The 25,998-nt window shown below is 69.1% G+C and carries 21 protein-coding genes and 1 tRNA gene; 14 read left to right on the forward strand and 8 right to left on the reverse strand.

Annotated elements, in window-relative coordinates; translation table 11 throughout:
- Positions 1 to 8 precede the first annotated feature (8 nt).
- The 3 genes from ACF1AJ_RS00660 (at position 9) to ACF1AJ_RS00670 (ending at position 1,324) form a co-directional block, all read left to right on the forward strand.
- A tRNA-Ala gene (locus tag ACF1AJ_RS00660) sits at positions 9 to 84 on the forward strand.
- A gap of 107 nt (positions 85 to 191) precedes the next feature.
- Complete coding sequence (locus tag ACF1AJ_RS00665; RefSeq protein ID WP_391505703.1) at positions 192 to 740, forward strand: hypothetical protein; 549 nt, start codon at positions 192 to 194, stop codon at positions 738 to 740.
- 2 nt (positions 741 to 742) lie between these two features.
- A complete protein-coding gene (locus tag ACF1AJ_RS00670) occupies positions 743 to 1,324 on the forward strand; it encodes a TetR/AcrR family transcriptional regulator (protein WP_391505704.1) in 582 nt (193 codons plus the stop codon).
- An 18-nt stretch (positions 1,325 to 1,342) separates the two neighbouring features.
- Here the strand turns inward: ACF1AJ_RS00670 and ACF1AJ_RS00675 are convergent, their stop codons facing one another.
- Positions 1,343 to 1,942, reverse strand: coding sequence for a LysE/ArgO family amino acid transporter (locus tag ACF1AJ_RS00675; protein WP_391505705.1), 600 nt, complete (start codon positions 1,940 to 1,942; stop codon positions 1,343 to 1,345).
- 71 nt (positions 1,943 to 2,013) lie between these two features.
- On the opposite strand from ACF1AJ_RS00675, the gene ACF1AJ_RS00680 reads away from it, so the two are divergent.
- On the forward strand, positions 2,014 to 2,946 hold the full coding sequence (locus ACF1AJ_RS00680; RefSeq protein WP_391505706.1) for a LysR family transcriptional regulator ArgP: 933 nt from the start codon (positions 2,014 to 2,016) through the stop codon (positions 2,944 to 2,946).
- Here the strand turns inward: ACF1AJ_RS00680 and ACF1AJ_RS00685 are convergent.
- Entirely contained in the window at positions 2,885 to 5,761 is a 2,877-nt protein-coding gene (locus ACF1AJ_RS00685; RefSeq protein WP_391505707.1) for an aminotransferase, read from the reverse strand. The two genes, ACF1AJ_RS00680 and ACF1AJ_RS00685, sit on opposite strands and share 62 nt — an antisense overlap.
- Before the next feature lie 173 nt (positions 5,762 to 5,934).
- On the opposite strand from ACF1AJ_RS00685, the gene ACF1AJ_RS00690 reads away from it, so the two are divergent.
- Positions 5,935 to 6,348 carry a DUF3054 domain-containing protein gene (locus ACF1AJ_RS00690; protein WP_391505708.1) on the forward strand — a complete coding sequence of 138 codons (414 nt, stop codon included), beginning with the start codon at positions 5,935 to 5,937 and terminating at the stop codon, positions 6,346 to 6,348.
- Between the two features lie 9 nt (positions 6,349 to 6,357).
- Here ACF1AJ_RS00690 and ACF1AJ_RS00695 read toward each other — a convergent pair whose 3' ends face one another.
- The 3 genes from ACF1AJ_RS00695 to ACF1AJ_RS00705 all read right to left on the reverse strand — a co-directional run bounded on the left by ACF1AJ_RS00695 (position 6,358) and on the right by ACF1AJ_RS00705 (position 9,512).
- On the reverse strand, positions 6,358 to 7,470 hold the full coding sequence (locus ACF1AJ_RS00695; RefSeq protein ID WP_391505709.1) for an aminopeptidase P family protein: 1,113 nt from the start codon (positions 7,468 to 7,470) through the stop codon (positions 6,358 to 6,360).
- A gap of 33 nt (positions 7,471 to 7,503) precedes the next feature.
- Positions 7,504 to 8,679, reverse strand: a complete 1,176-nt coding sequence (locus ACF1AJ_RS00700) for an acyl-CoA dehydrogenase family protein (RefSeq protein WP_391505710.1) — start codon at positions 8,677 to 8,679, stop codon at positions 7,504 to 7,506.
- A 77-nt stretch (positions 8,680 to 8,756) separates the two neighbouring features.
- The gene (locus ACF1AJ_RS00705) at positions 8,757 to 9,512 is read right to left on the reverse strand and encodes an SDR family NAD(P)-dependent oxidoreductase (protein ID WP_391505711.1); all 756 of its coding nucleotides are present in this window, start codon (positions 9,510 to 9,512) and stop codon (positions 8,757 to 8,759) included.
- A gap of 57 nt (positions 9,513 to 9,569) precedes the next feature.
- On the opposite strand from ACF1AJ_RS00705, the gene ACF1AJ_RS00710 reads away from it, so the two are divergent.
- Together ACF1AJ_RS00710 and ACF1AJ_RS00715 are read left to right on the forward strand one after the other, a co-directional pair.
- Positions 9,570 to 10,181 (forward strand): TetR/AcrR family transcriptional regulator, encoded by a 612-nt coding sequence (locus ACF1AJ_RS00710; protein ID WP_391505712.1) that lies wholly within the window; start codon positions 9,570 to 9,572, stop codon positions 10,179 to 10,181.
- A gap of 9 nt (positions 10,182 to 10,190) precedes the next feature.
- Positions 10,191 to 11,171, forward strand: coding sequence for an aldo/keto reductase (locus tag ACF1AJ_RS00715; protein WP_391505713.1), 981 nt, complete (start codon positions 10,191 to 10,193; stop codon positions 11,169 to 11,171).
- A gap of 72 nt (positions 11,172 to 11,243) precedes the next feature.
- Here the strand turns inward: ACF1AJ_RS00715 and ACF1AJ_RS00720 are convergent, their stop codons facing one another.
- Complete coding sequence (locus tag ACF1AJ_RS00720; protein WP_391505714.1) at positions 11,244 to 12,131, reverse strand: hypothetical protein; 888 nt, start codon at positions 12,129 to 12,131, stop codon at positions 11,244 to 11,246.
- Between the two features lie 144 nt (positions 12,132 to 12,275).
- A complete protein-coding gene (locus tag ACF1AJ_RS00725; RefSeq protein WP_391505715.1) occupies positions 12,276 to 13,487 on the reverse strand; it encodes an MFS transporter in 1,212 nt (403 codons plus the stop codon).
- A 263-nt stretch (positions 13,488 to 13,750) separates the two neighbouring features.
- Here ACF1AJ_RS00725 and ACF1AJ_RS00730 point away from each other — a divergent pair, with 263 nt between their 5' ends.
- From ACF1AJ_RS00730 to ACF1AJ_RS00760, 7 genes are all read left to right on the forward strand, one after another.
- Positions 13,751 to 16,249: a ribonucleoside-diphosphate reductase subunit alpha gene (locus tag ACF1AJ_RS00730; RefSeq protein ID WP_391505716.1), complete on the forward strand. Its 2,499-nt coding sequence runs from the start codon at positions 13,751 to 13,753 to the stop codon at positions 16,247 to 16,249.
- A 112-nt stretch (positions 16,250 to 16,361) separates the two neighbouring features.
- Positions 16,362 to 17,351, forward strand: a complete 990-nt coding sequence (locus ACF1AJ_RS00735) for a ribonucleotide-diphosphate reductase subunit beta (RefSeq protein ID WP_018191680.1) — start codon at positions 16,362 to 16,364, stop codon at positions 17,349 to 17,351.
- Positions 17,351 to 18,235, forward strand: coding sequence for a sulfurtransferase (locus ACF1AJ_RS00740; protein WP_391505717.1), 885 nt, complete (start codon positions 17,351 to 17,353; stop codon positions 18,233 to 18,235). Before ACF1AJ_RS00735 ends, ACF1AJ_RS00740 begins: the two co-directional genes overlap by 1 nt.
- A gap of 238 nt (positions 18,236 to 18,473) precedes the next feature.
- Entirely contained in the window at positions 18,474 to 19,373 is a 900-nt protein-coding gene (locus ACF1AJ_RS00745) for an ABC transporter substrate-binding protein (protein ID WP_309860440.1), read from the forward strand.
- 5 nt (positions 19,374 to 19,378) lie between these two features.
- Positions 19,379 to 20,362, forward strand: coding sequence for an amino acid ABC transporter permease (locus ACF1AJ_RS00750; RefSeq protein WP_309860438.1), 984 nt, complete (start codon positions 19,379 to 19,381; stop codon positions 20,360 to 20,362).
- On the forward strand, positions 20,359 to 21,132 hold the full coding sequence (locus tag ACF1AJ_RS00755; RefSeq protein WP_018191676.1) for an amino acid ABC transporter ATP-binding protein: 774 nt from the start codon (positions 20,359 to 20,361) through the stop codon (positions 21,130 to 21,132). Before ACF1AJ_RS00750 ends, ACF1AJ_RS00755 begins: the two co-directional genes overlap by 4 nt.
- 81 nt (positions 21,133 to 21,213) lie before the next feature.
- Positions 21,214 to 21,984 carry an SDR family oxidoreductase gene (locus tag ACF1AJ_RS00760; protein WP_391505718.1) on the forward strand — a complete coding sequence of 257 codons (771 nt, stop codon included), beginning with the start codon at positions 21,214 to 21,216 and terminating at the stop codon, positions 21,982 to 21,984.
- An 82-nt stretch (positions 21,985 to 22,066) separates the two neighbouring features.
- On the opposite strand, the gene hrpA is transcribed toward ACF1AJ_RS00760, so the two are convergent.
- Entirely contained in the window at positions 22,067 to 25,948 is a 3,882-nt protein-coding gene (gene hrpA / locus ACF1AJ_RS00765) for an ATP-dependent RNA helicase HrpA (RefSeq protein ID WP_391505719.1), read from the reverse strand.
- Between the last annotated feature and the right edge of the window lie 50 nt (positions 25,949 to 25,998).

A 25,998-nucleotide genomic window follows, 5' to 3' on the forward strand; every position in this document is an offset into this window, starting at 1 on the left:
AGTTCCCCGGGGCTATGGCGCAGTTGGTAGCGCGCTTCGTTCGCATCGAAGAGGTCAGGAGTTCGAATCTCCTTAGCTCCACCAGAACCGGAAAGGCCGCCCAGTCGGGCGGCCTTTTTGTTTGTCCGCGTTCGCTCCCCTCCCCGCTTTGCTGGTACAGTCGTGCTAACAACGAGAAGTCGGGGGACAACATGGTTCTGCTGGCGATCGTGGCATGCGAGATCGGGTTCTGGGTGGCCATCGTCGCCGGCCTGATCGCCCGCTATCCGGCCGGGAAACCCCGCGTGGGCGCAGCCCTGCTCATTGCGGCGCCGCTCATCGACGTCGTGCTGCTGGTGCTGGTCGCCGCCGACCTGATCGGAGGAGCCACGGCATCCTGGCACCACGGCCTCGCCGCCCTCTACATCGGCATCTCGGTCGCCTACGGGCATCGGATGATCGCCTGGGCCGACGCGAAGTTCGCGCAGCGCTTCCGTGGTGCCGAGCCGCGTCCGAAGCCGACGGGGTGGGCGTACACGGTCGCCTGCTGGAAGGATGCTGCGCGCACGCTGCTCGCGTGCGCCGTCGCTGGGGGGATCCTCGGCGCGCTGATCCTCGTGGTCGGCGCTCCCGAGCGCACCGCGGAGCTGCTCGGGTTCTTCCCGCTCCTCGGAGTGATCCTCGGCATCGATGTGCTCTGGGCGGTCAGCTACACGATCTGGCCTAAGAAGACCGCGCGGCCGGCCGTGTCCGGGGGCTGACGATGCCGCGGCTGATCGACCACGAGGAGCGCGACCGAGAGATCGCCGAGGCGGCTCTGCGCGTGCTTGCGCGCGACGGCCTGGCGGGACTGTCGGTGCGCAATGTGGCGGCCGAAGCGGGCATCGCCACCGCATCCCTCCGCCGCGCCTTCCCGGAGCAGGATGCGCTGCGCCGGTTCTGCCTCGAGCACATCCGGGACAACGCCACACGGCGCATCGAACAGGTTCGCGGCGAGGGCAGGACGGCCGTGCTCGCCGTCCTGAAGGAACTGCTGCCCCTCGACGAAGAGCGGCGGGTCGAACTGACCGCACACCTCCAGCTTGGAGCGCTGGCGCTCAGCAGCGGGCAGCTCCGACCGATCCTGCTCGAGTTCAACTCCGCCATCCGCGAGTTGTGCGCCGGTCTGATTGCGGAACTGGACCGGACCGGGGAGGTGCGGGCCGGACTGGACGCGTCGGCGGAGGCCGACCGGCTGCACGCCCTGGTCGACGGTGTCGCGCTCCACCTGCTCTGGGAGGGCGGACCGGAGGAGCGCGCGCGGGCCGTCGGCGTGCTGGCGGCGCACCTGGACGGGCTCCTCTGAGCTGTGCGGCCTGCCGGTCTAGACCACCAGCAGGATCGCAAGCACGATCATGAGCACCGCGATCCCGCCGTCGAGGATGCGCCAGGCGAACGGCTTCGCGAACACGGGAGCGGCGAACCGCGCGCCGAAGCCGAGCAGACCGAACCAGAGCAGGCTCGCGGTGGCAGCGCCCGCGCCGAACACCCAGCGGCCGGGGTCGCCGTGCGAGGCCGAGAGCGAGCCCAGCAGCAGCACGGTGTCGAGATAGACGTGCGGGTTGAGCCAGGTGATCGCGAGGCAGGCGCCGACGGCTGCGGCGAGGGATCCGGCCACGGCGCCGGAGGCGGTCAGCGATTCCGGCTTGAGGGCCCTGCGCGCGGCGAAAACGGCGTAGCCGAGCAGGAAGGCGAAGCCGGCCCAGCGGACGATCTCGAGCGCGATCGGAGCGTTCTTCACCAGGACGCCGATGCCGGCCACACCCGCCGCGATCAGCAAGACGTCGCTGACGACGCAGATGACGACGATCGGGAGGACGTGCTCGCGGCGCAGCCCCTGACGGAGGACAAACGCGTTCTGCGCGCCGATCGCGACGATAAGGGATGCGGCCGAGCCGAGGCCGGTGAAGAACGTTGCGAGCACCCCTCGACGCTAGGGCGGTGCCTCGACTAAGTACAGCTCAGGTTCGTGATTATGCATTAGCATCCCTTCATATGGCGAACGTGGAGCACCTGCGGACCCTCGCCGCCGTGGTGGACGGCGGGACCTTCGAGGCGGCCGCCGCTGCGCTCCACATCACCCCCTCGGCGGTCAGCCAGCGCATCAAGGCGCTCGAGGAGCAGAGCGGGCGCGTGCTGGTGCGTCGCAGCAAGCCGGTCGCGCCGACCGAAGCGGGCAGCGTCCTGCTTCGCCTGGCCCGCCAGCTGACCCTGCTGGAGGCGGAGGCCGCGGCAGAACTGGCCGGAGCGGACGACCCGACCAGCACGCCGCTCCCGCTCGTCGTCAACGCCGACTCCCTCGCCACCTGGGTGCTGCCCGCACTCGCTCGGCTCGACGGCGTCGCGTACCAGCTGGCGATCGACGACCAGGAGCACACCCTCGACCGTCTGCGTGACGGGACGGCGCTGGCGGCGATCGGGTCCGATCCGGAGCCTGTGCAGGGGTGCACGTCCCGGCCGCTCGGCTCGATGGTCTACCGCGCCGCGGCGAGCCCGGCGTTCGTCGCCCGCTGGTGCGCGGACGGCTGGAGTCCGGAGGCTGCCGCAGTCGCTCCGATGCTGGTGTTCGACCGCAAGGACGCCTTGCAGGACCGCTATCTCGACGCGTTCGCGCCCGTTGCGCGACCGCCGCGCCACTACATCCCGGCGTCCACCCAGTTCGTCGAAGCCGCGGTGCACGGGCTCGGCTGGGGGATGCTGCCCGATCTGCAGGCGGATGCGCTCGTCGCCTCCGGCGCGCTGGTCGTGCTCGACGAGGAGCGAACCGCCGAGGTGCCGTTGTACTGGCACCAGTGGTCGCTGCGGTCGGCAGCTCTCGACGCCGTCGCCGCCGCGATCGGAGCGGAGGCGCGCCGCGTCCTCCGGCCTACAGGGTCGCCAGCACGAGGTCGAGCGCGTCCGCGAAGCGATCGGCGCTCTCGCGCGTGATGCACAGCGGCGGCTTGATCTTGAGCACGTTCTTGTAGTCGCCGGTCGGCTGGACGATGCAGCCCTCCGCCAGCATGCGGTCGCACACCAGCATCGCCTCAACCGTCGCGGGTTTCAGCGTCTCGCGGTCGAGGACAAGCTCCATGCCGAGGTAGAGGCCCATGCCGTGGACGGCGCCGACCAGCGGGTGCCGCTCGCCCAGCTCGCGCAGACGCGCGGCCAGGTGGTCGCCGACCGTTGCGGCGTTCTGCTGGAGGCCCTCGTCGCGCATGACGTCGAGCACCGTCAGGCCGACCACCGACGAGACGGGGCTGCCGCCTGCGGAGGAGAAGAAGCTGCCCTCGGCCGCGAACGACTCCGCGATCTCGCGCCGGGTGATGACGGCTCCGAGCGGCTGCCCGTTGCCCATCGCCTTCGCGATCGTGATGACGTCCGGCACGACTCCCTGCTGCTCGGAGCCCCAGAAGTAGTGCCCGAGCCGCCCGTAGCCGACCTGTACCTCGTCGGCGATGCAGACGCCGCCGCGCGCGCGGATGCGCTCGTAGACGCCGGCCAGGTAGCCGTCGGGGAGCATCAGGCCGCCCGCGTTGCCGAACACCGGCTCGGCGATGTAGCCCGCGACCTCGGTGCCGGCCGCATCCAGCTCCGCAAGATCGGCGTCGAGGTCGGCCAGGTAGGCGGCCGCGGAGTCGGGACCGCGGTGGCGCCCGCGCAGCGCGTTGGGAGCGGCGACGAGCTTCACCCAGTCGGGTCGGGTCTCCAGGGCGCGCGGGTTGTCGCCGAGGGAGGACGAGACGGCGTCCGAAGCCATCGTCCAGCCGTGGTAGGCCTCGGTCACCGCCAGAATGGTGCGGCGGCCGGTGTGGATCTGAGCAAGCCGGAGCGCGAGATCGACCGCCTCGCTGCCACTGTTCACCAGGAAGACGGTGTCGAGCCCCTCGGGCGCGATCTCCGCCAGGCGCTCGGTGAAGCGGGAGAGCTCGTCGTAGTGGAACCGCGAGTTCGTGTTCAACCGCGCCCACTGGTCCCGCACGGCGTCGACCAGCCGCGGGTGCCCGTGGCCGATCTGCGTGACGTTGTTGACCATGTCGATGTAGCTCTGGGCCCGTGTGTCGACGAGGTGGTGCCGCCAGCCGCGTTCGATCAGCGGTGGATGTGTGAAGTAGTGCTCCTGCACCTGGGCGAAGGTCGCGTCCCGTCGGGCCAGAGACTCCTCCGGATCGGGATCCGCCGCTGCGAGGTCGGCGCCGAAGAGCGCGGACGGGTCGGGGGAGACGGCCGCCCAGGCCGAGAACGGGAGCGTCGGCGTGACGAACGCTGGTGGGCGGTGCCCCCGCAGCGTGCTGAGCTGCGCCGTGAGGCGGATGGCCGTGCCGATGGGGGCGCCGGCGGCCACGGTCGCGGTCGTGAGCGGACGGGTGAGGCCATCGAGCCACAGGTCGGCATCGTCGCCGCGCAGCAGCCAGGAGCCGCCGACGAGCGCCAGCTCGCCCGCGAATGGGGCGGTCACCTCGACGCCGGTGGGCGCATCCAGTGTCACGGCGAGGGCGACGGTCGCGGAGGGCAGGGCGCGGTCGGTCCGGGCGCGGGTCAGTCGCGCCTCGCCGTACCGGGTGACGGCGTGCCCGTGCTCGCGGCACACCCGGGCCAGGACCGCGTCTTCCGCATCCGATGCCAGCCAGGCGCCCGCATCGAGGTCGCGGGCGGTGACGGAGAGGTCGGCGAGGTTCTCCGGAGCGGTGGTGAGTGCGAGCAGGCGGCCGAGTCCGGTCGGCGCCCCGGTGACCGCGGACCGGGCGAGCCGGGCGCGGATCAGCGTCTCCAGCTCCGCTGCATCCAGTCGTCGGGCCACGTCGAACGCGACCCACTCGTGCGCACGGTTCTCGGCGGCGTAGACGTTGTCGGCCTCCAGCGCGACCTGCTGCTCGCCGCTGACCACGAGCACGGCGCCGCGGAGGACGACCAGCGGCCACAACGCGGCGAGGTCGGCGTCGTCGAGCGGCGACTCGGCGTGGAACGCCTCGATCACATCCAGTACGGCGAGCGGCTCGTCCGGAAGGTGGTGCAGTGCGCTCGTGACGGTCGCGGCCAGTTCGGCCACGAGCCAGCCGTCGGACACGTCGCCGAAGTCGATCACGCCGGGTCCGCCCTCGCCGAGCACGATGTTGTCGTCGGTGACGTCACCGTGGACGGCCTGCACGCGCAGCCGGTCGCGCACGGGCTGCAGCCGGGCGAGGGCGGCATCGGTCGCCTCCCGCAGGACGGCGCGCTTGGCCGGCTGGGCGACGTGCTCGATCAGCAGGTCGACGACCTCGCCGCTGACGCGCGCATCCCACTGTGTCGTCCGGTCGAGCCCTGGGTGTCGGAGTGCCGAGAGCCCGGCGGCGACGCGGCCGGCGAGGGTGCCGAGCGTGCGTAGCTGTTCGCGCGTCGGACGGCCGACGTCGGTGAGCGGGTCTCCGTCGAGGTAGCGCAGCACGCGGGCGAGCAGGGTCGTGCCGCGGACATCGACCTCGACCAGCTCATCCCCGCCGGTGGTGTCGAGCACCTCCGGGATGCGGATGCCCGACCCGGCGAGGGCCCGGAGGGCCGCGTTCTGTGCGCGCAGTTCGTCGGCGGAGAACACGGGGTTGGCGAGCTTGAGCACGTACCGGTCGTCACCGGTGTCGATACGGAAGTTGCGATCCTGGTTGCTGCCGAGCTCGGTGATGCGGCCGACGAGACCGAAGTGCGCCGCGGCGATCGCCGCCGCGTCATCGGGCGTGACATCCGGGCGCGGGAGAGCGGGCTGGGTGAGGAAGTCGAAGTTCGGCAACGGGGCTCCAGGCTCGGGTGGGGCGGATCTGACGTCAGTCTATTGAGGGGGTATGGACGCCATGTCGACCGTCGAGCGAAGTTGTGGACAGGCTGCCGATTGTGGATAACGACCGGTATCAATTCGGCTCCCGTCCAGCGAACGTTCGGGGGTGTCCGCGTAGCCTGGTGCCCGTGAAATCCTGGAGGACCGCGCTCGCCGCATTCGTCATCGACGTGGCCCTCGTGACCCTCTTCGTGCTCATCGGGCGCCGCAGCCACGGGGAGGCGAACTCCGTCCTCGGGATCCTCGACACTCTCTGGCCGTTCCTCGTCGGCCTGGTCGTCGGCTGGCTGGTGACCTGGGCGTGGTACCGCCCGCTCGCGATCATCTGGCCGGGCATCCCCGTCTGGTTGATGACGGTCGCTGTGGGGATGCTCATCCGCACCTCCGCGGGCCAGGGCGTCCAGCCCTCGTTCATCGCGGTGGCCGCCGTCGTGTTCGGCGTGTTCCTCGTCGGTTGGCGCCTGGTGGCGTTGCCGTTCGCACGGCGGCGCCGGACCCTCGCAGCCGCGCAGCAGGTCGCGGTCGACCGCGCGGTGCGCTAGAGCCTGTTCTCAGCCGACCAGGTGCAGCTCCCTGCTGGAGTTGTTCAACCGGTGTGCGCCTTCTTCCGTCGCGACGACGATGTCCTCGATCCGGACGCCGAATCGACCGGGCAAGTAGATGCCCGGCTCAATCGAGAAGCACATCCCCGCCTCGATCGGATGCTGCTCGCCCTCGACCATGTACGGCGGCTCGTGCGTGGTCACGCCGATGCCGTGCCCGACCCGGTGGATGAAGAACTCGCCGTATCCCGCCTCACGGATCACCCGGCGGGCGGCCCGGTCGATCTCCTCGCACGGGATGCCGACGGCCACCGCCTCGAAGGCGGTCTGCTGCGCCAGCGCGACCGCGTCGAACACCTCGCGCTCCTCGTCCGTGGGCTCGCCGACGTGGACGGCGCGGGTCGTGTCGGACCCGTAGCCGTCGAGCAGCCCGCCGAAGTCGAGGACGACCATGTCGCCCTCGACGATGGTGCGCGAGCCTGGCTCGTGATGGGGATCGGCGCCGTTCGGACCGGAGGCGACGATGGTGAAGTCGACCTGCGCATGACCGTGCTCGCGCAGCAGCCGGTCGAGGTCGGCCGCCACCTGCAGTTCGGTGCGCCAGGCGAACGGAACGCGCAGGATGTCCTCGAACGTCGCGTCGGCCGCGGACCCTGCGGCCGCGAGCCGGTCGACCTCGTCGCCGGTCTTGACCGCCCGCAGCATCGGCAAGGCGTTGGAGATGGCGGCGAAGCGCGCGTCGGGCAGCTTCTCCTGGAGGCCGAGCAGGTGCATCGCCCAGGTTGCGTCGGAAATCGCGTAGCGGCCGTCCGGCCGGAGGAGTGCGGCCGCCGGGACGTACTCGTCCTGACCGTCGGACCAGTCGGTCAGCCGGATCGCTCCAGCGGCGCGGGTCTCGGCGGCACCGCCGTGCTCGAGCGCAGGCACGAGCATCGTGGGCTCGCCGTCGGCCGGGATGACGAGCAGGGTGATCCGTTCGGTCGTCGCGACGGGCAGGTAGTCGGCGAAGTAGGCGAGGTCAGGGCCAGGCGCGATCACCAGGCCGTCGAATCCCGCCGCGCGGGCCTGGGTCGCGCCGCGCTCCAAGCGCTCCGCGAAGTGACGCGCTGTGATCTCCTGCATGTTCGCTCCTCTCCCGGTGCCGTCGAGCCCGGTTCAGTCTTCGACGGGCCCGAGCCAGGCGTTCGCGACGGTGTTATGCGCCGACTCGGCGTCGGAGGGATGGAAGATCCCGGCGAGCACATCGCGGTACAGGCGCCCCAGTTCATTGCCGGCGAAGAAGGTGGACCCGCCCGAGACACGGATCGCCTGATCGACGACCCGCCGAGCGGTCTCGGTGGCCCGGACCTTCAGCCCGACCAGCTTCGGGAACCACAGCCGGCCGTGGTCGGCGAGGGTGTCGACGTCGCCGGCCAGCGCATCCAGCTGGGGGAGCAGAGCATCTTGCTCGATCGCGGCCTCGGCGACGCGCCACCGGATGTCCGGGTCGTTCGCGTAGCTGCGGCCGTCGTTTTTGAGGCTCGTGCGGCGGTGTGCGGCTTCGACTGCGAGATCGAGAGCCCGCGATCCGATTCCCGTGTAGACCGCGGCGAGCAGGATCTCGAAGTTCGCGAAGATGGCGAACACGAGCGGGTCGGGATTCGGACCGGGGTCGAGGCGCCGCACGACGCGGTCGGCAGAGGCCCGCGCACCTTCGAGCACCGTCGTGTTGCTCTGCGTCGCACGCATCCCGAGCGTGTCCCAGTCTTCCCGGATCTCGAAGCCGCCTCCGGTGCGCTCGATGAAGCCGTACACGATCTTGGGGGCGTCGTCGCTCGTGCTGTCGAGGCCCATCGTGCCCAGCCGGGTCCAGGCAGGGGAGAGGGACGTGAAGATCTTCCTGCCGTGGAACCGGTACGACCCGTCGGATTCCGGACGCGCCTCCGTCGTCGAGCCGAACAGCACCAGGTCGTTGCCCGCCTCGCTGAGACCGAAGGCGAAGACTTCGCCCTGCCCGGCCTCCCGGAGCACGAACTCCAGAGAGTCGTCGCCACGGTCGCGAAGTGCCTTGGCGATGCCCGTCCAGACCAGGTGCATGTTCACGGCGAGAGCGGTCGCGGGCGCGGCAGCGGCCAAGCGCGCCTGCAGGCGCGCGGTCTGCTGCAGACTGAGCCCCAGCCCGCCGAACTCGGTCGGCACGAGGGCTCGGAGGTAGCCTTCGTCGGCCAATTCGGCGAAGTCTTCTGTGAAGAACCGGTTGTCGCGGTCGTAGCCGGCGGCGCGCTCCCTAATGCGGGAGAGGAGGTCGTCGGACAGCAGAGTGGTGTCTGGGGAGGTGTCGTGCTCGGTCACGTTCCTCACCCTAGGCGAGCGCGACCGAGCACGGCACGCCTCCGGCTCTTCTGTGGAAAGCCGGAGGCTGTGGAGGATTACTGGGCGGTGTAGCCGCCGTCGACCAGGTGGTAGCTGCCGGTGATGAAGCTCGCGGCATCGGAGGCGAGGAAGGCAACGAGTGCGGCGACCTCCTCCGGCTCGCCCAGTCGGCCGAGCGCGTGCTTGCCCTCGAGGAACTTCAGGGTGTCCGCATCCAGATTCGATGCGACGAGCGGGGTGCGGATGAAGCCGGGGCCGACCGCGACGACGCGCACGTTCTGCCCCGCGTACTCGATCGCGGCGTTCTGCGTGAGGCCGAGCAGGGCGTGCTTCGCGGTGACGTACGCGGAGGAGTTCGCGAATCCGACGCTGCCCAGGATGGACGCCATGTTCACGATGGCGCCGCCGCCGTTGGCCGCGATGGCGTCGAGCTGGGGCTGCATCCCATAGAAGACGGCGTTGAGGTTGACCTCGATGACCCTCCTCCACGAGTCGACCGGGTACTCGCCGACGGGCGCGGACGCTCCGCCGATCCCGGCGTTGTTGACGGCGATGCGGAGCGGGGCGAGCTCGTTCGCCGCGGCGACGCTGGCGGTCGCGAACTCCGGGTCGGTCACATCGCCGGCGAGCGCGCGGGCAGTGCCCCCGGCCGCGGTGATCTCGTCGACGACGGCCTTCGCGTGCTCCTCGTTCAGGTCGGTCACGAGGACCGATGCGCCACTCGCCGCGAGGGTGAGCGCGATGGCGCGGCCGATGCCCGAGCCGCCTCCGGTCACAATCGCGGACCGGTCGGCGACGTCGTACTGAGCCATGAAAATCTCCTTTCGTTATCCGACAACTGTCGGATAACTCCATTGTACGATCGTCCGGTGGATGCACGCCAGCAGAAGACGCTCGCCCGGCTGAGCGCCACCATCCTCGACCTCGCCAGCCGCGGGCCGGTGAGCGGGGTCACGGTGTCGGCGCTCGCCGCGGCGGCCGGCGTCCACCGCTCGACGGTGTACGAGTACGCGCCGTCGCCCGTGGCACTGCTGGAGAGCGTGCTGCGGTCGGAGCTGGATGCGCTGCGCACCGAGTACCTCGTCGACGTCGAACCGTCGGATGCCGGAGCCGCCGTCGTCGGCGTCACCCGCGCGGTGCTGCGGCACGTGGACGACCACGACATCATCTACCGGCGCGGGCTGGGGACCGAGAGCGGGGCGGCCAGTCTGCACGCCATGCTCAGCGAGCACTTCCAGGCGTCCATCGAACTGCTCCTCGACCAGCACAGCCTCGTCGTCCCGGCGGACGACGACATGGAACGCCGAGCGATCGCACGCTACCTCGCCGACGGCACCATCGGGGCGATCGACGTCTGGCTCACGCGACCGCGGCCGCGCGACGTGGATGCGTTCCTCGGCCTCGTCGGGCGGGTCACGCCGGCGTGGTGGCCGGGAAGCGGCGGAGCGCAACCCCCGGACACCGCATCCCACCCGGCATAGGCTGAGGGCATGGAACAGCGCATCCTCGGTGGAACAGGACGGGAGGTGTCGGTCGTCGGACTCGGCACCTGGCAGCTCGGAGCGGACTGGGGAGACGTGTCGGAAGACGACGCCCTCGGCGTGCTCGAAGCGGCGGCGGAATCCGGCGTCACCTTCTTCGACACCGCCGACGTCTACGGCGACGGCCGCAGCGAGCAGATCATCGGACGGTTCGTGACCGAGCACCCCGAACTGCCTCTCACCGTCGCGACGAAGATGGGGCGACGCGAAGCGCAGGATCCGGCCAACTTCACCCTGCCGAAGTTCCGCGAGTGGACGGACCGCTCGCGCCGGAACCTCGGGGTCGACCGGCTGGATCTGGTCCAGCTGCACTGCCCTCCCACTCCCGTCTTCTCGACCGACGCCGTGTACGACGCGCTGGACACCCTGGTGGAAGAGGGCGCCATCGAGAACTACGGCGTCAGCGTCGAGACCGTGGATGAGGCCCTCGCGGCGATCGCCCGGCCCGGCACGGCGACCGTGCAGATCATCCTGAACGCCTTCCGCCTCAAGCCGCTCGACCGGGTGCTCCCAGCGGCGCGCGAGGCTGGCGTCGGCATCATCGCGCGGGTGCCGCTCGCCTCCGGGCTGCTGAGCGGACGGTACACCGAGCAGACGACGTTCGCGGCGGACGACCACCGCACCTACAACCGCCACGGCGAGGCGTTCGACGTGGGCGAGACCTTCTCGGGTGTGGACTTCGAGGAGGGCGTGAAGGCCGCGCGCGAGTTCGCGGAGCTGGTGCCCGAGGGCGCGACGCCCGCGCAGGCGGCACTCGCGTGGGTCATCGCGCAGGACGGCGTCACCACCGTCATCCCCGGTGCGCGTTCGCCCGAGCAGGCGCGCGCGAACGCGGCCGCGGCCGACGTGCGCCTCCCCTCCGGCTTCGACGAGGCGGTCCACCGCATCTACGACACCCACTTCCGCGCCTCCGTCCACCCCCGCTGGTGACCCTCGTCGAGGTGCACCTTGTGGCGGCTATTCCGGCGGAATAGCGACCACTACGTGCACCTCGACGGTCATTCACCGGGTGTGGAGCAGGTGACGGACCCTAGAAGCGAGGGTGTGCGGCTCGCGGAGGTCCGCCGCGGTCACCCGCACCATGCGCCAACCCAGGTCTTCTACGCGTTCCCGGCGTCCGATGTCCTTCATCCAGGTCGACCGATCCACGCGGTGGACATCGCCCTCGTACTCGAGAGCGATCCGGGACGCCGGGTAGGCCAGGTCAGCACGAGCGACGAAACGGCCGTCGTCGTCGCGGATATCGACGTTGAGTAGTGGCTCGGGCAATCCGAGCTTGTGCAACACGAGGCGCAAACGCGTCTCGCCCGGCGACTCGGCACCGACGCGCATCTTCTCGAAGGCCGATCGCGCTCGGGCGATGCCTCGCCGACCCGGCGCGGCAGCGAACGCTGCGCGCAGGGCGTTCTTGTCGGTGAGCGGCTGACGTCCGCCGATCACGAAGTCGCCGGCCACGACGAGGGCGGACACCGACAGAAGGGAAGCGAGGTCGATCCAGGTCTGCTCCGGTGTCGTCACGGGCAAGCCTCCGACCACGCGCGCATCCCAGTGGCGCAGCTTGTGTCCGATGAACCCGCGAATCGACGGCGGTCGTCCGGGGTCGGGCACGCTGACGTGGATGTCTGGCGGGAGTTCGGTAGGTAGAGGGATATCGTACAGCCGGGCCGCCGTCGTGTGGCTGAACGCAAAATCCCGCTCGCGGTGCAGAGCGTATGCCCGTAGCCGGGCTTCGAAACCGTCCGCACGGAGGGGGATGCGGACGCCGCGAATCGGCGTGATGAGGTCGCTGCCGCGCATCCGGGAGCGGGTCACCCCCGTCTCAGCACCCGCTCGCGTGGTGAAGGGGCCGTCGGTGAGCGCGTCGTCCAGTTTGGCGAGATGTCGTCCCATCTGCACATCGTCTCGGCCGCGGCCCCGCGCATCCGGTTATCCACAGCCCCGGCTTTGTCGAGGTGCACGTTGTGGTCGCTAAAACGGTGAAATAGCCGCCACTACGTGCACTTCGGCGGAAGGGGGTTAGGGGGGTTAGGGGGGTTAGGAGGGTTGGACGGGGACGGGCTCGGTGTCGGGGATGGGAGAGGCGTCGCGACCGCGCAGGTCGGGGTGGATGCGGTGCGCCAGGGCGGGCACAACGAAACCGACCAGGGCGAAGGCGCCGGCCACCCAGAAGGCGCCGACCGCACCGACGCCGTCGATGAGGAAGCCCGCGAGCGCCGAACCGAGGGCGGCTCCGATGAGCTGGCCGGTTCCGACCCAGCCGTAGGCCTCCGCCGTGTCCGAGAACTTCACGCTCGCCGACACGATCGCGAACAGCACGGCGAGGGCGGGGGCGATGCCGAGACCGGCGATCAGGAGGGTGAGCGACAGCCCCCACCACGACCACAGCATGAACGTCGACAGCACGACGCCGATGAAGACGATGAGCATGCGGCGAGCGGTCGCCCACGGCCCGATCGGCACGTGACCGAACGCGAGGCCGCCGACCAGCGAGCCGAGCGACCAGATGGCGAGAACGATGCCGGCGAGCGGCGATCCCTCGCCGAACGTCGCGACCACACCGGCCTCGACCGCCGAGCAGGAACCGATGAGCAGGAAGCCGACGACCGTCGCGAGCAGCACGGGCGGCCGCGCCAGCACCGTCCCGAACCGCCGTTTGCTGCGCGGGATGCGCACGCGCCCGACCTCGGGCGAGGAGATGAACCAGCAGCCGCCGGCGAGCATGATCGCGACCGACATCAGGATGCCCTCGACGGTTCCGATCTGGGTCGAGACGAAGGTGATAGCGACCGGGCCCGCGATCCAGATGATCTCCTGCGCCGAGGCGTCGAGCGAGAACAGCGGGGTCAGCTGCCGCGAGTTGACCATCTTCGGATAGATGGTGCGGACGGCCGGCTGGATGGGCGGCATGCTGAGCCCGGCGAAGAACGCAACGCCCATGGTCAGGGGAATGGGCATGACGAAGAGGCCGATCGCGGCGACCGCGACGGAGCACAGCGCGAGGGTCGTCCAGAGCACCACCCGCATGCCCAGGACGCCCATCAGGCGGCTGGTCATCGGGCCGGCGATGGCCTGTCCGATGCTCATCGCACCGAGCACCAGACCCGCGGCGCCGTACGAGTCATGGACGCGCTCGATGTGCAGCAGGAAGGCGAGCGACAGCATGCCGAACGGGAAGCGCGCGGTGAGCTGAGCCGCGATGATGCGGGCGACGCCCGGCGTCTTCAGAAGGCTCGTGTAGGTGCTCACAGCCATCCACACTATCGGTCGCGGAGGCGGTTCCGCGGGAGTATCCACACTGTCCATCCCCCCTTCGCGGGGTGTGGAAACTGTGCATAACTTCTCCCCATCTGTGGACGACACGCCCACTAGATGTGGGGGAGTGGAAATGTCGGACCCCCGCTATATAGTGGTCGAGCACACAGAGCCGGTCAGCCTCCCCCCGATGCGGGAAGGCACGGTTCCGCGGGGATTTCCGCCGCTCACGCGGCTTAGCGAATGAGGGAGAGACAGTGGCAATCACAGTCGTGAAGCGCAACGGCGAGCGCGAGCCGTACGACGCCAACAAGATCAACCTGGCCATCGAGAATGCGGCCCAGGGTCTTGACGAGAACATCACGTGGGTGACGCAGATCGCGAGCGAGCTCGAGCTCACGCTGTTCGACGGCATCACGACGCAGCAGCTCGACGAGGCGGTCATCCAGGTCGCCCTCCAGAACGTCAAGGACGACCCGGCGTTCGACACCGTCGCCGCACGCCTCCTCCTCAAGACGATCTACAAGCGCGTGCTCGGCGACTACGAGACCCACGACGAGCTCGTCGAACTGCACACCTCCCTCTTCCGCAGCTACATCGAGCGCGGCGTCTCCGAGACGCTGCTCGACGGCCGTTTCACCACCGCCTTCGACCTCGACCGCCTGGCCGGCTACCTCGACCCCTCGCGCGACGAGCTGCTGAAGTACATCGGCGTCGTCACCCTCAACAACCGCTACGGCATCAAGGCGCGCAACGGCGACTCGCTCGAGGTGCCGCAGTTCTTCTGGATGCGCATCGCCATGGGACTCTCCCTCAACGAGGCCGACCCCACCAGCCACGCCATCGCGTTCTACGACAAGATGTCGAAGCTCGAGTACCTCGCCGCCGGATCGACCCTGGTCAACGCCGGCACCGCCTACCCGCAGCTCTCCAACTGCTTCGTCATGGAGATGCAGGACGACATCGAGCACATCGCGAAGAGTGTCCGCGACGTCATGTGGCTCACCAAGGGCACCGGCGGCATCGGCCTCTCGGTCACCAAGCTGCGTGCGCAGGGCTCGCCCATCCGCTCCAACAACACCACCTCCACCGGTCCGATCCCGTTCATGCACACGATCGACTCGGTGCTGCGCGCGGTGAGCCGTGGCGGCAAGAAGTTCGGCGCCCTGTGCTTCTACATGGAGAACTGGCACATGGACTTCCCGGAGTTCCTCGACCTCCGCCAGAATTCCGGCGACCCGTACCGCCGCACCCGCACGGCCAACACCGCCGTGTGGATCAGCGACGAGTTCATGAAGCGCGTCCAGAACGACGAGGACTGGTACCTCTTCGACCCGCTGGAGGTCGCCGACCTCAACGAGCTGTACGGCAAGGCCTTCTCGGAGCGCTACGCGCACTACGTCGCCGAGGCCGAGGCCGGCAACCTCAAGATGTTCAAGAAGATCAGCGCCCGCGCGCAGTTCAAGGACATCCTGATGAGCCTCCAGACCACCAGCCACCCGTGGCTGACCTGGAAGGACACGATCAACAACCGTGCCCTCAACAACAACACCGGCACCATCCACCTCTCCAACCTGTGCACCGAGATCACGCTGCCGCAGGACCGCGACAACGTCTCGGTCTGCAACCTCGCGTCGATCAACCTGTCGCGTCACCTGGTCGACGGGAAGATGGACTGGGAGCGCATCGAGGCCAGCGCCCGCCAGGCGGTCCGCCAGCTCGACAACCTCATCGACATCACCGTGTCGAGCGTTCCCGAGGCCGACTACTCGAACCAGCAGAACCGCGCGATCGGCCTCGGCGTCATGGGCTTCACCGACGTCGTCGAGAAGCTCGGCCTGAGCTACGAGAGTGAAGAGGCCTACCAGCTGATCGACGAGATCATGGAGCACGTCTCGTACGCCGCTATCGACGAGAGCGCGGACCTGGCGCAGGAGCGCGGCGCGTACCCGAACTTCGAGGGCTCCCGCTGGTCGCAGGGTCTCGTGCCCTACGACTCGATCGCCCTCACCGAGGCCGACCGCGGCGTGCCGATCACGGTCGACCGCACCATCCGCCTCGACTGGGACCGCCTCCGCGAGAAGGTCAAGGGCGGCATGCGCAACGCCACCCTCATGGCCATCGCGCCGACCGCGTCGATCGGCCTCGTCGCGGGCACCACGCCCGGCTTCGACCCGCAGTTCTCGCAGATCTTCAGCCGGTCGACCTCCTCGGGCAAGTTCCTCGAGGTCAACCGCAACCTGGTCGAGACGCTGCAGGAGCGCGGCATCTGGCAGGACGTCCGCGAGGCCATCCTGCGGTCGCAGGGCGACATCCAGAACATCGCGGAGATCCCGGACGAGGTGAAGGCCACGTTCAAGACGAGCTTCCAGCTCTCGCCGTACGCCTTCATCGAGGTCGCGGCCCGCGCCCAGAAGTGGATCGACCAGGCGATCAGCCGCAACATGTACCTCGAGACGCGCGACCTCGGCGACATGATGGACATCTACTACGCGGCCTGGGAGAAGGGCGTCAAGACGACGTACTACCTCCACATGAAGCCGCGCCACCAGGCCGAGCAGTCGACCGTGAAGGTCAACAAGGCCGAGGAGATCAGCGGCGGCCGCAAGGGCTTCGCGTCGGTCGGCGCCGGCGCTCCGGCCCCGGCTGCGGCTCCGGCCGTCACGGAGACCGCGCCGGCCTCCGCCCCCGCTCGCCGTGGTTTCGGCTTCGGCGGCCTGTCCTCCGGAAGCACCGCGGGTGGTGAGAACAAGTGAACAGCACCAAGATCGAGGAATACTACGTGCCGGTCGACCCGATGGACGACCTGCAGTGCGAGTCCTGCCAGTAACCCGCCGACCGACCCAATAACGAAAGAGACGGAACACCATGGGGATTCTGGGAACGGGAATCGAAGAGGGCCTGCTGCTCAAGCCGGTCACGTACCAGTGGGCGATGGACCTCTACGACCAGGCCGTCGCGAACACCTGGTTCCCGAACGAGATCCAGCTCGGTGAGGACATCGCCGACTTCAAGCGGATGACCGACGAGGAGCGCCACGCGGTCACCTTCCTGATGAGCTATTTCAACCCGAACGAGCTGCTCGTCAACAAGGCCCTCGCCTTCGGCGTCTACCCCTACATCAACGCGGCCGAGGCGCACCTCTACCTCGCCAAGCAGATGTGGGAGGAGGCGAACCACTGCATGTCGTTCGAGTACGTCCTCGAGACGTTCCCGATCGATCGCGAGCAGGCCTACAACTCACACGTCGACGTTCCGTCGATGGCGAAGAAGGAGGAGTTCGAGGTCCGCTTCATCAAGCGGATGACCGAGCAGGCGCTCGACATCACGACGACCGAGGGCAAGCAGGACTTCATCCGCAACCTGGTGGCGTACAACGTCATCCTCGAGGGGATCTGGTTCTACTCGGGCTTCATGGTGGCGCTCTCGTTCCGCCAGCGGAACCTGCTGCGCAACTTCGGCTCGCTCATCGACTGGGTGGTGCGCGACGAGTCGCTGCACCTCAAGTTCGGCATCAACCTCATCCTCACGGTGCTCGAGGAGAACCCGGACCTGCAGACGCCGGAGTTCGCCAACGAGATCCGCCAGATGATCCTCGACGCCGTGGAGATGGAGGAGCAATACAACCGCGACCTCCTCCCCGGCGGCATCCTGGGCCTGAACGCGAACTACATCAACCAGTACGTGAAGTACCTGGCCGACCGCCGTCTGGAGGAACTGGGCTTCGAGGCCGAGTACAAGGTCTCCAACCCGGCCAAGTGGATGGCGACCGCCAACGACACGCTGGAGCTGGTGAACTTCTTCGAGTCCACCAACACCTCCTACGAGTCGAACGCCAAGGCCTCCACCGGTCGCTGATGGCAACGGAGCTCTCTCCGCTGATTACGGCCGCCGCGCTGGACGTCGCTCTCGGGGCTGAATCCCTGTGGAGCGGCGCCGGCCGGCGGCGTTCGGCGTGGCGCGTGCTCGACGTCCGCTGGAAGCTGGGCGGACCGCCCGGCCGCGAGGAGTACGAGCGCGGCCACATCCCGGGGGCCGTATACGTCGATCTCGACACGGAGCTTGCCGGGCACGGCCAGCCGACTGATGGGCGCCATCCGCTGCCGAACGCGGACGCCTTCCAGGAGGCGGCGCGGCGCTGGGGTCTCGGCGACGGTGACTCGGTCGTCGTGTATGACGACGCCTCCGGCACCTCGGCCGCGCGGGCGTGGTGGCTGCTGCGCCACGCAGGCGTGCGTGACGTCCGCGTGCTCGACGGAGGGATCGCCGCCTGGCGCGACGCCGGGATGCCGCTCGAGAAGGGGCCGGGCGCGACGCCGATCCCCGGCGGCATCCACGTGCAGTTCGGCGCGCTCCCGACTCTCGACGGCGCCGCCGCCGCCGCGCTCGCCGCCGCCGAGGACGGCGTGCTGCTGGATGCACGCGCGGGCGAACGCTTCCGCGGCGAGGTGGAGCCGGTGGATCCGCGACCCGGTCACATCCCGGGCGCCGTCAGCGCACCCACCACCGACAACGTCGGCGCCGACGGACGGATGCTGCCCGCGGACACCCTGGCAGAACGGTTCCGGAGCCTCGGCATCGACCCCGACACGCCCGTCGGCGTGTACTGCGGATCGGGTGTCACCGCGGCCCATGAAGCGCTCGCCATGGTCATCGCCGGCCTGCCGCTGCCGGCTCTGTACGCGGGCTCCTACTCGGCCTGGTCGAACGACCCGGAGCGGCCGGTCGTTACGGGAGCGTGACCTCGCGGCCCGAGACGGCCGCCTGGGCGCATCGCGCGCGGGTTTCGCAACGCGCCCACGCACAAATCCACGGATTCCGCTGCCGGATCCGACGAAACCTTCCGGAAACGTCCGTGAAAAACGCCGTTCCCTGCGCGAATTAGTGTTGAAGTGCGGCGACGCCGCTGGGGTATCCTCCCCTTACCCTTGCAATACGCATCAGGCACATTCCTGTACAGGAAGAAGGACAACGACAATCATGCGCATTCGTACCGCGGCCCCCATCGCCGCAGTCGCCGCCGTTGCAGCGCTCGCGCTCAGCGGCTGCGTCGACAACAGCACCCCGTCCGGCAGCTCAACGTCGAGCTCCGTCTCGGACGTGAAGAAGGACGACACCCTCGCCGGGCAGCTGCCCCAGAAGATCAAGGACGCCGGCAAGCTCGTCGTCGGCATGGACAACACGTACCCGCCGAACGAGTTCAAGGACGACAACGCCCAGCCCGTCGGCTGGGAGGTCGACCTCGCCAAGGCCATCGGCGACAAGCTCGGCGTGAAGACCGAGTTCGCGATCGCGAAGTTCGACAACATCATCCCGAGCATCACCGGTGGCAAGGACGACTACGGCATGTCGTCGTTCACCGACACCACCGAGCGCGAGCAGCAGGTCGACTTCGTCAACTACTACTCGGCCGGCATCCTCTGGGCCGCCCAGAAGGGCAAGAACATCGACCCGGACAACGCCTGCGGCCTGAAGGTCGCGGTCCAGTCGACGACCTACGAGGACACCGACGAGGTCCCCGCCAAGTCGAAGAAGTGCACGGACGAGGGCAAGCCCGCCATCCAGGCGCTCCGCTACGACACCCAGGACGACGCGACCAACGCGGTCATCCTCGGCAAGGCCGACGCCCTGAGCGCCGACTCGCCCGTCACCCTGTACGCGATCTCCAAGTCGAACGGCAAGCTCGAGGCCGCCGGCAAGACCTTCGACGAGGCGCCCTACGGCCTCCCCGTCAAGAAGGACTCGGAGCTCACCCCGGTGCTGCAGAAGGCCGTCCAGGCCCTCATCGACGACGGCACCTACAAGAAGATCCTCGACAAGTGGGGCGTCGCCGACGGCGCCGTCGAGTCGGCCGAGGTCAACGCGGCCTCGAAGGGCTGACCTTCATGTCACAGAGCAACACCGCCCGGCCGGCGACGGGATCCGTCCCGTCGCCGGGCGGGACCCGCTCCGAGCCGATCAAGGCGATCAAGCTCCGGCACCCCTGGCGCATCGTCTTCGCGGCGATCCTCATCCTCCTGCTGGTCTGGTTCATCGTGGACGCCTCCCAGCGCGAGGCCTACGGCTGGCAGTACGTCGGCAAGTACGTCTTCGACAAGCGCATCAGTGCTGCTGCGCTCGTGACCCTCCAGCTGACGATCTACTCCATGATCATCGGCGTGGTGCTCGGCCTCGTGCTCGCGGTCATGCGGCTGTCGCCGAACCCGGTCGTGAAGTCGGTCGCCTGGCTGTACCTGTGGATCTTCCGCGGCACCCCGGTCTACGTCCAGCTGGTGTTCTGGGGCCTGTTCTCGCTGATCTACCCGCAGATCTTCCTCGGCGTGCCGTGGACGAACATCGGGGTGGACCTGAATCTCGGGTTCATGCAGAACGCGTTCATCATCGCCGTGATCGGTCTGGCGCTCAACGAGGCCGCCTACATGGCGGAGATCGTGCGCGCCGGCCTGCTCTCGGTCGACGAGGGCCAGGAGGAGGCTGCGACGGCGCTCGGCATGTCGTGGTGGCAGACGATGACCCGCATCGTCATCCCGCAGGCCATGCGCGTCATCATCCCGCCGACCGGCAACGAGGTGATCTCGATGCTGAAGACGACCTCGCTGGTAGCGGCGATCCCGCTGACGACCGACCTGTACGGTGTCGCACGCGACATCTCGGCGGTCACGTACACGCCCATCCCGCTGCTCATCGTGGCATCGCTCTGGTACCTGCTCTTCACCTCCCTGCTGATGACGGGGCAGTACTTCCTGGAGAAGCGGTTCTCGCGCGGCGTCAACGCGCGCCGCCCCGACCGCAACGAACCGGCCCTCGCGACCGGCGCGCTCCCCGCGGCCGGCGCACCGGACGGCAACGATCTCGGAGGCAAGGGATGACCGACACGAAGACCCCCATGGTGCTGGCCGAAGGCGTCTCGAAGAGCTTCGGCTCGAACGAGGTGCTCAAGAGCATCGACCTCAAGGTCAACCCGGGCGAGGTGCTGTGCATCATCGGACCGTCGGGCTCGGGCAAGTCGACCTTCCTGCGCTGCATCAACCACCTGGAGCGGGTCGACGCCGGCCGGCTCTCGGTCGACGGCGAGGTGGTCGGCTACCGGCAGCACGGCGACAAGCTGTACGAGCTGAAGCCGAAGGAGGCCGCCCGGCAGCGTCGCGAGATCGGGATGGTGTTCCAGCGGTTCAACCTGTTCCCGCACATGACGGCGCTGGAGAACATCATCGAGGCGCCCATCCGCGTGAAGGGCCTCTCGAAGGCGAAGGCGGTGGAGCGGGCGACCGAGCTGCTCGCCCGCGTCGGGCTGAGCGACAAGGGCGACCATTACCCGTCGCAGCTGTCCGGTGGTCAGCAGCAGCGGGTCGCGATCGCGCGTGCGCTCGCGATGGACCCGAAGCTGATGCTGTTCGACGAGCCGACCTCGGCGCTCGACCCCGAGCTCGTCGGCGAAGTGCTGGATGTGATGAAGGGCCTGGCCGCCAGCGGCATGACCATGGTGGTCGTGACGCACGAGATGGGGTTCGCCCGCGAGGTCGCTGACGAGCTGGTCTTCATGGACGGCGGCGTCGTCGTCGAGTCCGGCGACCCGCGCGAAGTGCTCAGCAACCCGCAGCACCAGCGGACGCAGGCGTTCCTCTCGAAGGTGCTCTAGCCTCCACTTATCGGCTCCGGAGTTTTTCGGCCTCGACACGGCGTGCCGGGCGAAAAACTCCGGAGCCGATAGCATCACGGAGTGGATGCGAAGCGGCCTGTGGTGTTCGTGACCGGTGCGAGCCGGCGGGGGTCGATCGGCGATGCGATCGCCCGGAACCTCGCGTCGACCGGGTTCGACGTCGCGTTCGGGTACTGGGACGGGTACGACTCGGAGATGCCGTGGGGTGCGCATCCCGCCGAGCATGAGGCCCTGGCGGACGAGTTGCGCGGCCTGGGCGCTCGCGCGCTTCCCGTGCCGGTGGACCTGGCGGATGCGCAGGCGCCGGCCGCCGCGATGGCGCAGGTGCGCGACGAGCTGGGGCCGGTGCAGGCCTTGGTCATGAGCCACGCGCACTCGGTCGACAGCGGCATCCTCGACACCTCGGTGGAGGCGTTCGATCGGCACTTCGCGGTGAACACGCGCGGCTCGTGGCTGCTCATCACGGCGTTCGCCGGGCAGTTCCCGTCCGGCGCATCCGGGCTCGGACGGATCGTCGCACTCACCAGCGACCACACCGCGCACAACTTGCCGTATGGCGCGAGCAAGGGCGCGCTCGACCGCATCGTCAAGGCGGCGGCCGTCGAGCTCGCGCACCTCGGCATCACGGCGAACCTCATCAATCCCGGACCGATCGACACAGGGTGGATGACGCCCGAGCTCGTCGAGCAGCTGACGGCGGAGACCGCCCTCGGCCGGTTGGGCCGCCCGCAGGACACCGCCGACCTCGTCGCGTTCCTCCTGTCGCCCAGAGGCGGCTGGATCACCGGCCAGCTCCTCCACTCCAACGGCGGCTTCCACCTCGGCGTCTGACCCGACACCAGCCATCAGCTCCTGAGTTTCTCGCGATTTTCGCGCCGGAAAGGGCGAAAAACTCAGGAGCTGATGGCTTGGGTCAGGAGGTGAGGACTTTGCGGATGCGCTGGAGGGAGACGGTCTCGGCGGTGCCCAGGGACTGGGCGAAGAGCGAGACGCGGAACTCCTCCAGCATCCACCGGGCGTGCACCAGCGACGGCGGCGAACCGGGCGCGAGCGGGATGCGGCCTCCCGCGTCCGTGTACAGCGCGACCGCCGTCTCCACCTGCGTCTGCCAGGCCCGGTCGCGACCGGGGTTCGTCGGCAGCGCCTGCATGCGCTGCGTGATCCCGGCGAGGTACCGCGGCAGGTGCCGCAACTGCTCGAGCCCCGTGGCCGACACGAACCCGACACCCTTTCCGGCCCAGACCAGCCCGGAGAGCTGCCCCTTCGCGTCGTTCAGCGCCGCCAGGTAGGTCAGCGCCGTCACGCCCGAGATCGCCTTCTCGGCTGTACGGGCGGCGGTGAGGATGCGGGTGACGAGCGCGACCGTCTCGAACATCGAGTCCATCACGATCCCGGACACCCGATCCCGCACCGCCTCGAACTCGGCGCGCATGAACACCTGGCCGTCGGGCTTCATCCGGTACAGCACCGAGTCGATCACCGCGAGCAGGCAGTCGTCGAACAGCGCCTTGGTGTTGGGGTAGGGGCTCGCGGCGAGGGTGAGCTTCTCGTTGGACGTCAGGTGCTGCTGCACGTAGGCGACGGGCGAAGGGATGCTGGCGAGCAGCAGTCGCCGCACCCCGCCCGGCATCGCGCGCGCCTGCTCGGCGGGCGTTCCCATCAGGCGGATGCTGACGGAGTCGCCGTCATCGACGAGTGCCGGGTAGGCGCGGATCACGTTCTTCGTACCGCCCGGGCCAGTGTGCGTGGAGTCGACGAACCGGGGGAGCTCGTCGAGATCCCACGTCGTCAGCCCGGTGCGTTCGATCGCGTTCGGCGTCCGCGCCTCCGCGACGGCCGCGACCGAGTCGCGGGCGCGCGATCGCAGCCGCTCCTGCAGCGCCCCGAGGTCCTTCCCGCCGGCGAGCGTGCGTCCGCGTTCTCCGACGACCTGGAAGGTCGGCCGGAGGTGCGCGGGGAGGCGGTCGAGGTCGAAATCCGAGCCGCTGACCCGGGATCCGGTCAGCCGCGAGATCGTCGCCGCGAGCGTGTCGGCGAGGGAGGCCGCGGGCCGTTCACCCTCGTGGGCGCGCATCCCGGCTGTTCCGGACAGCTCGCCGAGCAGCCGCTGCGCCCAGTCCGCGGCCGGTACCACCTGGCGGCGGATCGCTTTCGGCAGCGACTTGATGAGCGCGGTCACGAGCTCGTGGCGGAGCCCGGGAACCTGCCAGTCGAAGCCGTCGGGCAGCAGCCCGGCGAGCAGCGGAAGCGGCACCTGCACCGTCACCCCGTCGTCTTCCGCGCCCGGCTCGAACCGGTACTGCAGGGTCAGCTGCTGGTCGCCCTGCCGCCAGACGGGCGGGAAGGCGTCCTCGTCGACCTCGGCCGCCTCCTCGTCGAGCAGCGCCTCCGGCGTCATCGTGAGGAGGTCGGGCGTCTCCCGTCTGGCCTTCTTCCACCAGCCCTCGAAGGAGCGCGTCGACACCACGTCGGCGGGGATCCGCTTGTCGTAGAACTCGAAGACGGCTTCGTCGTCGTTGAGGATGTCGCGGCGGCGGGTGCGCTCCTCCAGCTCGCGCAGCTCGGCTCGCAGCTTCCGGTTGGCGCGGTCGAAGGCCTGGTGGGAGTCCCATTCGCCGTCGACCAGCGCGTGCCGGATGAACAGCTCGCGCGACAGCTCCCGGTCGATCCGTGCGTACTGCACGCGCCGCCGCGGGATGATCGGCACGCCGAACAGCGTCACGCGCTCGTAGGCGACGACGGAGCCCTGGTTCTTCTCCCAGTGCGGCTCGCTGTACTGACGCTTGCAGAGGTCTCCCGCGATGGGTTCGGCCCACGCCGGGTCGATGGCCGCGTTCATCCGCGCGAACAGCCGGGATGTCTCCACCAGCTCGGCGCTCATCACCGCGTTCGGCTGCTTCTTGGCGAGTGTGGAGCCGGGGAAGATCACGAAGCGGGTCTGGCGGGCGCCCAGGTACTCGGCTTGCCGGCTGCGCAGGGCCTTGCCCGCACCCTTCGGCGCAGGACCGGTCTCGCGCACATCCTTCAGCCCGATGTGCGAGAGCAGTCCGGCGAGCAGCGAGCGGTGGATGCCGTCGGGGTTGACGGACGGCTCGCCGATGGTCAGCCCCAGCGGCTTCGCGAGCTGCCGCAGCTGGCGGTAGACGTCCTGCCACTCGCGTACCCGCAGGAAGTTGAGGAACTCGGCCTTGCAGAGCCGCCGGAACGCGCTGGACGAGAGCTCCTTCTGCTGCTCCTCGAGGTAGTTCCAGAGGTTGAGGAGGGTGAGGAAGTCGCTGGTCGGGTCGGCGAACCGCGCATGCTTCTCGTCCGCGCTGCCGCGGCGCTCGACGGGACGTTCGCGCGGATCCTGGATGGTGAGCCCTGCGACGATGGCCATCACCTCGCGTGAGGTGCCGTGCCGTTTCGACTCGACGACCATGCGGGCGAACCGCGGGTCGATGGGAAGCTGCGCGAGTTGTCGTCCGACGGCGGTGAGCTTGGTTCCCTCCTTCGCCGTCGCGATCGCACCCAGTTCTGAGAGCAGGTCGAGGCCGTCCTTGATGCCGCGGGAGTCCGGCGGGGTGAGGAACGGGAAGGCCGCGATGTCGCCAAGGCCGAGCGAGATCATCTGCAGGATGACGGCGGCGAGGTTGGTGCGGAGGATCTCGGGCTCGGTGAACTCCGGCCGCTTGCTGAAGTCCTCCTCCGAGTACAGCCGGATGGCGATGCCGTCGCTGGTGCGGCCGGAGCGGCCCGACCGCTGGTTGGCGCTGGCCTGCGAGATCGCCTCGATCGGGAGCCGTTGCACCTTCGCCCGCGTGCTGTACCGGCTGATCCGCGCCGTGCCCGCATCCACCACGTACTTGATGCCCGGGACGGTGAGGCTCGTCTCGGCGACGTTCGTGGCGAGCACGACGCGGCGCCGGATGCCGGGGAGGGTCGACGGCTGGAAGACGCGGTGCTGCTCCGCGGAGGAAAGGCGGCCGTAGAGCGGCAGGACCTCGGTTCCGGGAAGATTGCGGCCACGGATCGCGTCGGCCGCATCCCGGATCTCGTTCTCGCCGGACAGGAAGACGAGCACGTCGCCTGCGGCCTCGCGCGCCAGCTCGTCGAGTGCGTCGTTGATGCCCTGAAGGTAGTCGCGGTCTGCCGACGGGACCGGGTCCGGATCGTCGTCGTCCTCGTCCAGCGCTTCGGCGACCAGTGGACGGTACCGGATCTCGACCGGGTAGGTGCGGCCGGAGACCTCGACGATCGGCGCCGGCGTGCCGTCCGCGGAGGCGAAGTGCTGCGCGAAGCTCTCCGGGTCGATGGTCGCCGAGGTGATGATGAGCTTGAGGTCGGGGCGCTGGGGCAGCAGCTGCTTGAGGTATCCCAGCAGGAAGTCGATGTTGAGGCTGCGCTCGTGCGCCTCGTCGATGATGATCGTGTCGTACGCCCGCAGCATCCGGTCGCGGCGCAGCTCGTTGAGCAGGATGCCGTCGGTCATCAGCTTGATCTTGGTCGCCTTGGACACCTTGTCGGTGAAGCGGACCTGGTAGCCGACCAGCTCGCCGACGGACTGCCCCAGCTCCTCCGCGATCCGCTCCGCGATCGTGCGCGCCGCGAGCCGGCGGGGTTGCGTGTGGCCGATGCTCGTGCGGCCGAGCTCCAGCGCGATCTTCGGCAGCTGCGTGGTCTTGCCGGACCCGGTCGCGCCGGCGACGATGACGACCTGATTGTCGCGGATGGCGCGCGCGATATCGTCCCGCTTCCGGCTGACCGGCAGCTCGGGCGGGAAGACGATGCGGGGGAGGGTCGCGGTCGAAGACATGAGCCCTCCAGTCTACCGGCGTAGGCATGCGCCCCGGACGGTCCCTACCC

Origin of the sequence: Leifsonia sp. NPDC014704 (assembly GCF_043083605.1) — a bacterium.
Lineage (GTDB): Bacteria > Actinomycetota > Actinomycetes > Actinomycetales > Microbacteriaceae > Leifsonia.

Coding starts and splice junctions, on each gene's coding strand:
- ACF1AJ_RS00665 (WP_391505703.1), top strand. CDS start 192: ATGGTTCTGCTGGCGATCGTGGCATGCGAGATCGGGTTCTGGGTGGCC.
- ACF1AJ_RS00670 (WP_391505704.1), top strand. CDS start 743: ATGCCGCGGCTGATCGACCACGAGGAGCGCGACCGAGAGATCGCCGAG.
- ACF1AJ_RS00680 (WP_391505706.1), top strand. CDS start 2,014: ATGGCGAACGTGGAGCACCTGCGGACCCTCGCCGCCGTGGTGGACGGC.
- ACF1AJ_RS00695 (WP_391505709.1), bottom strand. CDS start 7,470: ATGCAGGAGATCACAGCGCGTCACTTCGCGGAGCGCTTGGAGCGCGGC.
- ACF1AJ_RS00705 (WP_391505711.1), bottom strand. CDS start 9,512: ATGGCTCAGTACGACGTCGCCGACCGGTCCGCGATTGTGACCGGAGGC.
- ACF1AJ_RS00715 (WP_391505713.1), top strand. CDS start 10,191: ATGGAACAGCGCATCCTCGGTGGAACAGGACGGGAGGTGTCGGTCGTC.
- ACF1AJ_RS00720 (WP_391505714.1), bottom strand. CDS start 12,131: ATGGGACGACATCTCGCCAAACTGGACGACGCGCTCACCGACGGCCCC.
- ACF1AJ_RS00735 (WP_018191680.1), top strand. CDS start 16,362: ATGGGGATTCTGGGAACGGGAATCGAAGAGGGCCTGCTGCTCAAGCCG.
- ACF1AJ_RS00740 (WP_391505717.1), top strand. CDS start 17,351: ATGGCAACGGAGCTCTCTCCGCTGATTACGGCCGCCGCGCTGGACGTC.
- ACF1AJ_RS00745 (WP_309860440.1), top strand. CDS start 18,474: ATGCGCATTCGTACCGCGGCCCCCATCGCCGCAGTCGCCGCCGTTGCA.
- ACF1AJ_RS00750 (WP_309860438.1), top strand. CDS start 19,379: ATGTCACAGAGCAACACCGCCCGGCCGGCGACGGGATCCGTCCCGTCG.
- ACF1AJ_RS00755 (WP_018191676.1), top strand. CDS start 20,359: ATGACCGACACGAAGACCCCCATGGTGCTGGCCGAAGGCGTCTCGAAG.
- hrpA (WP_391505719.1), bottom strand. CDS start 25,948: ATGTCTTCGACCGCGACCCTCCCCCGCATCGTCTTCCCGCCCGAGCTG.